This window comes from Limosilactobacillus sp., from assembly GCF_041859915.1.
Taxonomy (GTDB): Bacteria; Bacillota; Bacilli; order Lactobacillales; family Lactobacillaceae; genus Limosilactobacillus.
In genome coordinates this window covers 1-11,267 of sequence record NZ_JBFLGB010000049.1, presented here as the reverse complement: position 1 = coordinate 11,267, position 11,267 = coordinate 1, and the positions used below count along the sequence as shown (strand labels likewise).

The following is an 11,267-nucleotide window of genomic DNA, read 5'->3' as shown; positions in this document are numbered from 1 at the left end:
TTTGATTTGACTTTGTATGATATATTTTTAGTATAATATGGGCATTAAAAAGGAGTTAATAATTTCTATGAAAAAAACAATAACATTTCTAACTGCTGTCTTAGCAGTTACACTCTCTTTATTTTCAATTAATCTAGAAATGAATACACGTGCAAGATCCTAAATACTACTTCGTGTTCCCAGAAGCTCGGTCATTTATGACCGAGTAGTTCACTTCAAACTAAACAACCAAAATTAACGGCAATTTAATTGGAGGAAGAACTAAAATGGCCTATTTTGATAATGGTAACGAAATCTTTAAGGATGCACGAAAGCACCATTACGCAGTCGGCGCTTATAATATTAATAATCTTGAATGGACTCGGGCAATCTTACGAGCGGCAGCTGAAACGCGGACCCCGGTACTTGTTCAGGTTTCAATGGGGGCCGCCAAGTACATGGGTGGTTATCAGTTTGTCAAGGATATGGTTGCTGACCAGATGGATGCAATGGATATCCAAGTACCAGTGATCATGCACTTGGATCATGGTGACTATGAAGCAGCGATGAAGTGCATTGAATTAGGGTATTCTTCGGTAATGTTTGATGGCCATCAGCTGCCCTTAAAAGAAAATATTGCAAAGACGAGGGCGGTTATTAAAGCTGCTCATCACCGGGGAATTTCAGTAGAAGCCGAAATCGGCAAGATCGGTGAAAACCAGGATACCACGAGTGGGGAATTAGCATCGGTCCAGGATGCAATTACCTTTGCCAATTTGGGGGTCGATAAGTTGGCCTGCGGAATTGGTAATATTCATGGTATTTATCCAGCTAATTGGCCAGGCTTAAACTTCAAACGGTTGAAAGAAATTGCAAATGCGATTCCTATCCCGCTAGTGTTACATGGTGGTTCCGGTATTCCCCGGGAACAGATTCAAAAAGCAATTCAACTTGGTATTGCTAAGGTAAACATTAATACCGAATTGCAACTTGCTTTTCAGGCGGCTACCCGTCAATACATTGAAGATGAGCGGGATCTCGACCGGCGGCAGAAAGGGTATGACCCACGAAAACTACTTCTGCCCGGGACTGAAGCAATTACCAGTAAAATGAAAGAAATCATTGGCTGGTTGGGAACGCCAAGTGTAGATTGATTTAGATAGGAGAGAATTGAAGAATGGCAATTACGGTATACTTTGTGCGGCACGGCGAAACTTATTTTAATCGATTTGCCCGTCTCCAGGGCTGGTCAGATACTCCATTGACGACGAAGGGAGAAGAAGACGCTAAGAAGATCGGGCAGGTTCTAGCACCATTGACGATTGACTATCTCTTTTCGAGCGATCTGAAACGAGCGGTGGATACGGCACGAATTTTAATTAAGCAGTGCCCACACGCCCGGGTGAGTGAGCCAACCCAGAAGAAGTGCTTTCGAGAAGCCTTTTATGGTTCCTTTGAAGGCCACAGCAATGAGGAAGGAGCCATCTGGGCCAGCCATTATGGTGGTAAGCGTTTGCGGCGCATTGGTGACCTGGTGGCTGAATTTGGCGTGATGAAAACCCGTGACCTTCTTCACGAAGCTGACCCGGCTCACTTAGCTGAAAGTAGTCAACAATTAAATGCTCGGGTTAAGAAGGCGATTGGCTTTCTCCAGGGGCTCAATGATGGCAGCACGGTGATAGTTGCCAGTCATGGATCAATCATCCAATACATTGCCAGCGTTTATGGGGCCCCCGGTAAGAAGTTTGGTAGTCTTCATAATGGAGCCCTGATGAAGATGCGTTTGACACCAAGCACAGCAACGGTGCTGGCTTACGACCAACAATCACTATAAAATATGTTAGGTTGAACAATAATGACTAAATTATTGTTCGGCCTTTGCATTTTAAATGAATGATAACTACTGGAATGACTAATTAATTTTAAAAATAATATTGAATGTTAACTTACTCTGCCACAGAGCCTTACCAAATAGTAGTTGGCATTCTGATTACCGACTCGCTATAATGGTAATGGCAGAAAACGTAACATTAAATCACAAAAGGTGGTTGACCGTCCGTCTTCTAGCCTGTAAACTATCATCTAGGATAAAAATTCATTTTAAAGGAAGTGGCATTGTGGCAAACATCAATTTAGATGCATTTGACAAGATCGTCGTGCTGGACTTCGGTAGTCAGTATAACCAACTGATCACCCGGCGGCTACGTGACTTTGGGGTTTATTCCGAGTTGCTTTCACATAAGATCACGGCCGATAAGATCAAACAAATTAAAAACCTGAAGGGAATTGTCTTTTCCGGTGGGCCGAACAGTGTGTATGATCCAAATGCATTCAAGGTTGACCCGGCAATTTTTAAGCTGGGGATTCCAATTTTAGGTATTTGTTACGGAATGCAGTTAATGTCTTATGACCTTGGTGGCAAGGTTGAGAAGGCGGAAAATTCTGAGTATGGTCGAGCTGATATTAAGGTCCTTGACGACCAGGCAGTCCTCTTCAAGGGCTTGCCAAAGGATCAGTATGTTTGGATGAGTCATGGGGACCTAGTTACGAAGGCTCCCGAAGGCTTTAAGGTCACTGCTACTAGTAAGAATTGTCCAATCGCTTCAATCGCAGATGATCAACGCAAATTTTACGGGATCCAGTTCCACGCGGAGGTGCGCAATTCCCAATACGGCCTTGATATTTTGCGACGCTTTGCCTTTGATGTCTGTGGAGCACAAGCCAACTGGTCGATGGATGATTTCATTGACTTGCAGATTGAACACATTCGTAAGGAAGTCGGTGATAAGAAGGTTATCCTCGGCCTGTCCGGTGGAGTTGATTCTTCTGTAACCGCCGTTTTGATCCACAAGGCGATCGGTGATCAGCTGACTTGCATCTTCGTTGACCACGGCCTGTTGCGAAAGAACGAAGCTGACCAGGTCATGAATGCTCTGAACCGAGACCTTGGTGTCAACATCATCAAAGTTGATGCGTCAGACCTCTTCTTGGGTAAATTAAAGGGCGTTACTGATCCTGAGAAGAAGCGGAAGATCATTGGTAAGGAATTTATTGAAGTCTTCAATCGTGAGGCCAAGAAGATTCCCGATGCTGACTTTCTTGCTCAGGGGACCCTGTATACCGATGTGATCGAATCCGGAACCGATACTGCGCAGACGATCAAGTCACACCACAATGTCGGTGGTCTGCCAAAGAAGCTTGGTTTCAAGCTAATTGAACCGTTACGAAAGCTCTTTAAGGATGAAACCCGGGAGCTGGGTGAAAAACTCGGTATTCCCCATGAACTTGTTTGGCGGCAACCATTCCCTGGCCCCGGTCTAGGAATCCGGGTAATTGGTGAAATTACTCCAGAAAAGTTAAAGATTGTTCGTGATTCCGATGCAATCCTTCGTGAGGAAATCAAGAAAGCGGGCCTGGATGAGAAGATTTGGCAGTACTTTACCGTTCTCCCAGGCATTCGTTCTGTTGGTGTCATGGGTGATGAACGGACCTATGACTATGCGGTTGCCATCCGGGCCGTGACTTCGATTGACGGGATGACCGCCGACTTTGCTAAGATTCCATGGGATGTTCTTCAAAAGATTTCTGTGCGGATTGTTAACGAGGTCGATCACGTTAACCGAATTCTTTATGATGTCACGAGTAAGCCGCCTTCGACTATTGAATACGAATAAAAAAGAGCGGGGATACCATGTCTGACATGGTATCCCCGCTTAAAATTATTAAAAAATAAATTTAATCATCGGCTTTTGCCCATTGATCTTGCATTTTGTAGATGATGGGAGAAAGCCGTTTTTTATTTCTTTTTAAAAAGCAGGCATAAAATTGTTGGTGAGCTTCTGAATCTTTAATTTTGACTTGTATTCGATCATCGTTTACTTGATTAGTCCACTTGTGATTAAAGCGAGAGATCGTCGTTGTAAAGTATGGGAAAGTAGAATTATTACGAATCTCTTTGAAATCATTAGCATTATTTTGGTATAGAAACTTAGCTTTGGGAATTTTACTTTGAATTATCTTTTGCCACATACCAATATTTTTGAAGACAATAAAAGTCATCCCCCTTAAATCCTTAAATTTAACGGTCTGGTGATTAGCGAGGTCTGTGAATTTATTCAGATGAACTGCTAAGTTTTCGGTACCTAAATAAATTGAATCGAAAGGTGTTCCGCTGAGCGGTTGAGTAAGCACTAAACAACTAACCTGTTCATTTAACAACTGCTTTTTAAAATTGGTTAGAATTAGCTTCTGATTGATCTTAACCTGGTTAAGTTGCAAGGCTTCTAAAAGCATTATTGGTCCTGGTGCATCAGCAGCTATTGTGATGTTATTTTGGCTTAAAGCGTAGTGGCGAACCTGCAAAATGTAATTTTTATTGGTTAAAAGAACCTCTTGGGCTTTTTTAGCAGCAAATTTGCCTACTGGGGTTAAAGTAATGCGGTTTGGCTCGCGATTAAATAATTTTACTCCTATTTCTGTCTCCAATTGTTGCATACCTCTGGTAACGGTCGGTTGGGTTATGGATAAGTGTTGGGCTGCTTTGGCTAAAGTATCGTATTTTTGAAAAGCCACCAATTCTGTTAATAGATTAAGCTTGATCATTTTAAGCCCCTTCAGTATGTGCTAACTGCATACTAGCATAGCTAAATGGTAATTTTCAAACTAACAGGTAGCTTTTATGATGGAATAAATAAGTAACTTAAAGGGAGAAATAGATGTAAATGACTAATGATGGACCAATGATTAAGTTAAATGATGGTTATAAGATGCCCCAATTAGGCTTTGGTGTTTATCGACTTTCCGATTATGACCACGCGGTTAAGATCGTAGAAATGGCGTTGAGCAATGGATATCGGTTAATCGATACCGCCGAAGCTTACCATAATCAAAGAGCAGTTGGTGATGGTATTCGAAATTCTAATGTTAGGCGGGAAGATATCTTTTTAACCACTAAATTATGGATTACTAATTTTTCCTATGACCGAGCTACTAAGGCGATTGAAAATGACTTGGAAGAGTTAGGAACGGATTATATTGATTTAATGCTTTTGCACCAATCTGTAGGTGATATTTATGGTGCATGGCGTGCTCTAGAAGCAGCTCAGAAAGCAGGCAAAATTAAGTCGATTGGTGTTTCTAACTTTTTTCCTGATCGTCTAGAAGATTTAAGCTTAGGTAACCGAGTTAAGCCAGTAATTGACCAAGTTGAAATTAATCCCTGGTTTCAAAGGGCAAAGATGGTGAAATATTTACAAAATGAGAACGTTGCAATGGAAGCTTGGTCTCCATTTGCTAATGGGAAAAATAATATTTTTAATAATCCTTTGCTTAAACAAATTGGTGAAAAATACAATAAGTCAGTCGGTCAAGTGATTTTGCGGTGGCTCATTCAACGTGGCATCATTGTTATTCCTAAGTCTAGCCATAATAAACGCCAGCAAGAAAATTTGGCGATCTTTGATTTTGCTTTAAGTACAACTGAAATGAAACGAATTGCTACTTTAGATACCAAACAAAGTCAATTTGTTAATCATCGTGATCCGATAATGATTAAGAAGATTTTTGGCCCTGACCTGGTTAAGTTGAGATAAATTTTAGAAAGGAATTGGTGAATTTGATTGAAAATGGTACTCATTCAACTGATTTAGGACCGGTAGTTGCTAATTTTCTTGGCAAAAAGGTTCGTGCTAATCAGTTACTTCGTAAGAATGATTTGGAATGGGAAGGCGGTCGCTATACCGTTTCTGACGGGGCAGACACGAATAGTGAAAGTGAAGCTTTAAGGAAGTTTACTCCTGGCCAAAAACAGTTAATTATTTTTTGGTCACGCTCAGGTTCCACTGAGTTGCTAGCCAGTAAATTAGAAGATCTCACGCATGCCGATGTTTACCAGATTGCTTTGAAAAATTCTTATCCTTCTAACTACCTTGATTCACGTTCTCGGGCCAATCGTGAACGGGCAACCGGGCATTCACCAGCAATTGTGACTGACCTACCAAGTCTTGACCGATATCAAAAGGTTTATTTTGGCTTTCAAACCTGGGCGATGGAATTAAGCGAACCAATTAAGAGTTTCCTCAAGGTTTATGGCAAATACTTTTCTAATAAAGAAATACTGCCCTTTGAAACTCAAGGTGGCTTTGGCATTGGTAGCTGCCTTAGTGATCTTAGCAGTTTATTAGATCAAGCTGGGGCACAAAATTATCAAATTAAGCCTGCATTAATTGTTAATGGTAATCGGGTTGATGAGGCCGACAAAACTGTTTATAAGTGGTTGAAGGAAGTGCGTGCTTAATTGAGCAGACAAAGGAAAATAATTATTACCTTAGCATTAATTATGTCCAATGCAATGGCCGGCCTGGATGGCACAATTGTTAATACGGCATTGCCAGCAATTATTGCTGATTTACATGGAATCCAATACATGGGCTGGATTGTCGCAGTCTTCCTATTAACTGAAGCAGTTTCAACACCTTTATGGAGCAAATTTGGCGAAAGAAGGGGCAATAAATTGGCCTATATGCTAAGTACTTTTACTTTTGGCTTTGGTGGACTAATTCAAGGCTTGGCTCCGAACATTACTTGCTTCATTTTAGCCCGTGGCTTAATGGGAATTGGAGCTGGCGGGATGAATACTATTCCCTTTATTATCTATGCACGTATTTTTAATAATATTAAACGTCGTGAAGAGGTAATCGGAATTGCCACGGCTAGTTTTAGTACAGCATCCATTCTAGGGCCAGTATTAGGTGGCTGGTTGGTTGATACTTTTTCCTGGCGGTGGATTTTCTTTATTAATATTCCAATAGCGGTAATTTCAATTCTCCTAATTCAGAGTTTCTATCGAGAACATGTCAATAAGCAAGCTAATGCGAAGGTTGATTACCTCGGTGCTGGCATGTTAGTCAGTGGCCTTGCCTTAATTTTGACTGGGGTTCAACTTTTTGGCCAGGCCAAAATAATAATTGTAACGGCATTGATGATTATTGGGTAACGGCATTGATGATTATTGGCTTTCTCATTCTCTTCTTACTTACATTTGTCGAACGAATTGCAGGAGATCCAATTATTCCAGGGCGCCTTTTTAAGCAAAAGCAACTAGTCCTTGATTTTCTCCTTTTTACTTTTTTATGGGGCTCTCAAGTTGCCTTTAATGTTTACTTGCCAATGTGGGCACAGGGCTTATTAGGCTTAAGTGCTTTTATTGGTGGGATGACGCAGATCCCTGGGGCCATTTTTAATTTTGTGGGTTCTGAGATTGGCCCTAATGCACAATATAAAATTGGCCAATATCAGGTAGTCTTAATGGGGGCCATCTCATTTATCGTTTGTTTTCTCGGTTTAGTCTTTCGAGGGCAAGCTACTACCTATTCCTTTATTTTAGTGATGGGTGCTTTTCAAGGCCTTGGAATTGGCCTTAGTTTTAGTATTTTACAGGTAGCCTGCCAAAATGATGCTGAACCGCGTGATATGCCGGTAGCCACTTCCTTTGCTTTTTTAGCGCGTATTTTAAGTCAGACCTTTATGTCGGCTATTTATAGTGCGATTTTAAACCAAGCATTACTTCGAGGAGTGCTGCGGAGCCATCATCAAATTACTATGAAAATGTTGAATAAAATTAGTAATGCTAGTTCAGCAAAGGGCCTACCCCAACATTTAATTGCTCCAATGCGTAATATCTTATTTAATGGAATTGATCATATTATGATTGCGGCAGCTTTATTAGCTTTAATAGCTATTCTAATTTTGATATGTGGTGGTCTTTTAAAACAGCAAAAAATTGAAAAATAATCAGGTCTCTAGTTGTTGTGGCTGACAAATAACCTTAATCATGTATAATAAAAGTATGAAATTAACAGGTTATGAAGATTTACGAGTTCAAAGAACCATTAAAAGTATTTATCGTGCTTTTGAAGAATTAATTGTCGAAAAAGATTACCGCAAAATAACGGTGACGGAGCTTGCCCGAAAAGCGATGATTAATAAAAAGACTTTTTATCGTTATTATCCTACTCTTGACGATCTTTTGGCAGAAATGCAAGCTCGCTATTCACAAGAATACTTGAAAACAATTCAGAATTTTGAATACCCCCGTGATATTAATAAAAGTATTCGCACTTTCTTCGAATTTTCTGCTAAGCAGGGTCCGGCTTACGACAAGATTACAATCAGTGGCTCCTATAATGGCATTCGCCAGCAAATGATTAATCAAGTAATGAGGCATACCTGGGGAGCGTCACTTGAATTTAAGCAAATGACGGTTTTTGAAAAGAAAGTATTACTTAATTTTATTGAAAAAACCGGGCTAGATATCTATATTCAATGGGTTAAAGATGGACGCAAAGAAAAACTTGACAACGTAATTGCTTATGCTACTGCATTAATGAGTGGTGGCGTTGAAAAATTACTAAAACAGCATAATTAATTTTTAATAATAGGTGATTTAGAAAGAATTACCTATATTTTTTATCCATGAAAAAAGGTTATGAATATGCTTTTCAAGTTGATAATCGTCCTGTTTATGTCTACGGTAAAAAAGCCAATTTAGAAAAAATAAAAAATTGCCTTTAATTCTAGATCTTAACTGTACGACTGGTAATCCGTGAGCAGATTTAGCCCAAAAAGAGAACATAATTGTGGTTGCGCCTGAATATGATGACTATGCTACTTATTCAGAAACTACTTTTTTCCTGCAAGTTATACATGCAGTTGAAAAAAAGATATTCGATCGATCAGCAGCAAATTCATTCAGTTGGTTTTTCTAATGGCGGTGCTAGTTCGGTTGCATTAGCTAGCACTTACCCACACCTTCTAGTTGGGATGGCTGCTATGGGTTGGATGACCCGGTTATGCTCGCAATAAAAATGTAGAAATACCTTTTGTGCTTATTCAAGGCACGAGAGAGTATATTGATTATCCGGGTGGCATGAACGCAGTAATGGATGATGAAAAAAATGTTTTGCACGATCTTTTTGCTGGTAATGGGATGCTTGATACGCAGAAAGCTAATTATCAAAATTACCCTTATTGGGGTTACAAATCAGATCATGTTTACCAAAAAACAATTACTTATTTTGATTATGATCCTTACGGTCATGATCAGCGGGAAGTAGAGAACAGATTGACCTTTTCAGAATATTTAAAGAAAGGTTTTAAGCATCCTTTTACTCGATTAGTATTAGTGCCGAATGAACCACACATCCCACATAGTAGCAATGCTCAAATTGTTTGGAATGTACTTAAGCATTTTAGTTGTGTAAACGGCAAAATTGTCGAAAAATAATTAAATCTCCCTTTTAAGGGAGGTTTTTTGAAAAAGAAAAGAATAAAAATGAATTTATCAAAGATAAGGAAGCAATTAAAGAAGTTATTGATCGCTTTTCAGCCTTAGAAATCAATGTCCATGCGTAGGCTAAGCTATTTACGTCGGACACTAAAATTACGATCTATGTTGGCGATAAGGAAATAATGGAAATTAATAGCAGTTAAGAAATGGGGGAAAGTTTGGTGCCGTCATGGCTAGTGCTGAATCTTCTTTTCATATGAATGGTTAACAAATTGATTTAAAGAATGATTATGAGGCAACAGATACTCACTATTGCCAAGCAACTATTGAAAATGAAGAAAATGGCAAGAATGTAATAAATGTTAGTTCCATTCGCTATATTGATACTTTAGTTAAGCAGGATGGCAAATGGTTAATTGCTTCACGTGAACAATATATTATTTTTAATGAAAAAGAGCTTTGAATTAAAAGATTGATAGTTATCAGAGGTGAAAGATAAATGCAGATTAACAAGTTGTCTTATCAAGATGAAGATCAATTTTGTCCTATTCCGCCAAATGAAAAGGGCTTGCCAACAGCGGTCGCTGCGCATTTTATCAATATTCCGTTAAGTAAGGAAAAGCCAGCAATTAATATTTTAGAAGGATTAAATTTTGATAAATCTGATCATTTATATGTTTGCGTTCCTCCGCAAGGCGATATTTACCGAATCGATGTAAAAGCCAAAGAAGTGCATAAATTTACTCATCTGCCGCACCAGATGATCCCTTCTGCTTTAAAAGTTTATCCTGATGGACGCTTGTTTGTTACCTCTGCTGCATCGGATCATGGCTGTTCGGTCGCTATCCTTGATCCAGAAGATGGTCATGTAATTAAAGAACTAGCAAACTTGTCAGGTCATATGTTTGATGATTTGGCTTTTGCTAAAAAAGGTGGTTTTTATCTGTCAGATTTAGGTGGTACTTTAGATAGACCCACAGCTGGGATTTACTATGTTGCACCTGATGAAAAAACAGTTACACCAGTAGTTAAAAGTGGCATGATTGCCAGTAACGGTATCGGTCTAGATCCAGAGGGTAAAAGTCTTTGGGTAACTGAATATGGTCGCGGATGTTTGCATCATTTAGGTCTGAGTAAAGATGGTAAAGCAATTGTTCCATCTTTGTCTAATATTCCGTATTATTTTACTGGGATGGAAGGCCCGGACTCATTAACGGTAGATAATGATGGCAATGTTTATGTTTCGATGTGCGGACAGGGCAGATTCTTGATTTTTAATAAGAATGGTTTTCCAATTGGACAAATTTTACTGCCTGGTCGCGAAAAAGGAGATATGCTTAAGTCAACCCATATTATTATTCGTCCACATACTAGCGAAGCTTATATGTGCAGCAGTAATTTAAAGACAGGGGAAGCTGCTATTTTTAAAGCTCAGGTTTATGCTCAAGCGATGACTTGATAATTTTTTCTTATTGATCAACTATAAATTTTCAGATTGGTTTAAGGTTATTACCTGACTATCATAATTATTGAATAATAAAACATATATGTATAGATATTAAGTTTAAAACACAGACAATTATTTTAATTTAACTTGGTTTGGTATTCTAAGGCAAAATGACATGGCACTTGGAGTGTAAATTCAGCCACTAATCTAAATACTCCTTATAAAGAAACTATCAATTTTATCGAATGGAATAAAGTGATGATTACCGCCATTGTACAAATCTGTGTGAGTTGCTCCAGGTACGATAACCAATTCTTTGTTGTCACCTTTTAATTTTTGAAAGTGGGCAAGGAAACACGTTCTTTTAAGGACGTGATGAATTGCCCTTTTTGTGTTCAACATACACATGGATAGCATATTATATGATATAATTATTAGTATGAAAGACACAAATAGACTTACATATGGTAGAACATCAGTTTACAATCTTAATTACCATCTCATTTGGGGGACTAAGTATCGCAACAAAGTGCTGAAAGGACACGTTGAAACAGT

14 protein-coding genes are annotated in these 11,267 nt (G+C 39.0%); 13 read left to right on the top strand and 1 reads right to left on the bottom strand.

The window, feature by feature from the left end; all coding sequences use genetic code 11:
• The first annotated feature begins 266 nt into the window (after nucleotides 1–266).
• The 3 genes from fba (at nucleotide 267) to guaA (ending at nucleotide 3,653) form a co-directional block, all read left to right on the top strand.
• Nucleotides 267–1,133 (top strand): class II fructose-1,6-bisphosphate aldolase, encoded by an 867-nt coding sequence (fba, locus tag ACEYV4_RS07100; protein ID WP_373842638.1) that lies wholly within the window; start codon nucleotides 267–269, stop codon nucleotides 1,131–1,133.
• 23 nt (nucleotides 1,134–1,156) lie between these two features.
• Entirely contained in the window at nucleotides 1,157–1,813 is a 657-nt protein-coding gene (locus tag ACEYV4_RS07095) for a histidine phosphatase family protein (RefSeq protein ID WP_373842637.1), read from the top strand.
• Nucleotides 1,814–2,096: 283 nt separating this feature from the next.
• Complete coding sequence (gene guaA, locus ACEYV4_RS07090) at nucleotides 2,097–3,653, top strand: glutamine-hydrolyzing GMP synthase (RefSeq protein WP_373842636.1); 1,557 nt, start codon at nucleotides 2,097–2,099, stop codon at nucleotides 3,651–3,653.
• A 61-nt stretch (nucleotides 3,654–3,714) separates the two neighbouring features.
• Here guaA and ACEYV4_RS07085 read toward each other — a convergent pair whose 3' ends face one another.
• Complete coding sequence (locus tag ACEYV4_RS07085) at nucleotides 3,715–4,581, bottom strand: LysR family transcriptional regulator (RefSeq protein WP_373842635.1); 867 nt, start codon at nucleotides 4,579–4,581, stop codon at nucleotides 3,715–3,717.
• Nucleotides 4,582–4,700: 119 nt separating this feature from the next.
• On the opposite strand from ACEYV4_RS07085, the gene ACEYV4_RS07080 reads away from it, so the two are divergent.
• From ACEYV4_RS07080 to ACEYV4_RS07035, 10 genes are all read left to right on the top strand, one after another.
• The gene (locus ACEYV4_RS07080) at nucleotides 4,701–5,570 is read left to right on the top strand and encodes an aldo/keto reductase (RefSeq protein ID WP_373842634.1); all 870 of its coding nucleotides are present in this window, start codon (nucleotides 4,701–4,703) and stop codon (nucleotides 5,568–5,570) included.
• A gap of 17 nt (nucleotides 5,571–5,587) precedes the next feature.
• Nucleotides 5,588–6,274, top strand: coding sequence for a flavodoxin (locus tag ACEYV4_RS07075; protein WP_373842633.1), 687 nt, complete (start codon nucleotides 5,588–5,590; stop codon nucleotides 6,272–6,274).
• A complete protein-coding gene (locus ACEYV4_RS07070) occupies nucleotides 6,275–6,973 on the top strand; it encodes an MFS transporter (protein ID WP_373842632.1) in 699 nt (232 codons plus the stop codon).
• Nucleotides 6,974–6,981: 8 nt separating this feature from the next.
• Nucleotides 6,982–7,770 (top strand): MFS transporter, encoded by a 789-nt coding sequence (locus tag ACEYV4_RS07065; RefSeq protein WP_373842631.1) that lies wholly within the window; start codon nucleotides 6,982–6,984, stop codon nucleotides 7,768–7,770.
• 55 nt (nucleotides 7,771–7,825) lie between these two features.
• Nucleotides 7,826–8,404 carry a TetR/AcrR family transcriptional regulator gene (locus tag ACEYV4_RS07060; protein WP_373842630.1) on the top strand — a complete coding sequence of 193 codons (579 nt, stop codon included), beginning with the start codon at nucleotides 7,826–7,828 and terminating at the stop codon, nucleotides 8,402–8,404.
• A gap of 278 nt (nucleotides 8,405–8,682) precedes the next feature.
• Nucleotides 8,683–8,841 carry a hypothetical protein gene (locus tag ACEYV4_RS07055; RefSeq protein WP_373842629.1) on the top strand — a complete coding sequence of 53 codons (159 nt, stop codon included), beginning with the start codon at nucleotides 8,683–8,685 and terminating at the stop codon, nucleotides 8,839–8,841.
• Between the two features lie 76 nt (nucleotides 8,842–8,917).
• Nucleotides 8,918–9,262, top strand: coding sequence for a hypothetical protein (locus ACEYV4_RS07050; protein WP_373842628.1), 345 nt, complete (start codon nucleotides 8,918–8,920; stop codon nucleotides 9,260–9,262).
• A 274-nt stretch (nucleotides 9,263–9,536) separates the two neighbouring features.
• The gene (locus ACEYV4_RS07045; protein WP_373842640.1) at nucleotides 9,537–9,728 is read left to right on the top strand and encodes a hypothetical protein; all 192 of its coding nucleotides are present in this window, start codon (nucleotides 9,537–9,539) and stop codon (nucleotides 9,726–9,728) included.
• 36 nt (nucleotides 9,729–9,764) lie between these two features.
• The gene (locus ACEYV4_RS07040) at nucleotides 9,765–10,724 is read left to right on the top strand and encodes an SMP-30/gluconolactonase/LRE family protein (protein ID WP_373842627.1); all 960 of its coding nucleotides are present in this window, start codon (nucleotides 9,765–9,767) and stop codon (nucleotides 10,722–10,724) included.
• A gap of 427 nt (nucleotides 10,725–11,151) precedes the next feature.
• Nucleotides 11,152–11,267 (top strand): transposase (locus ACEYV4_RS07035; RefSeq protein WP_373842639.1); only part of this gene is annotated, 116 nt, incomplete at its 3' end.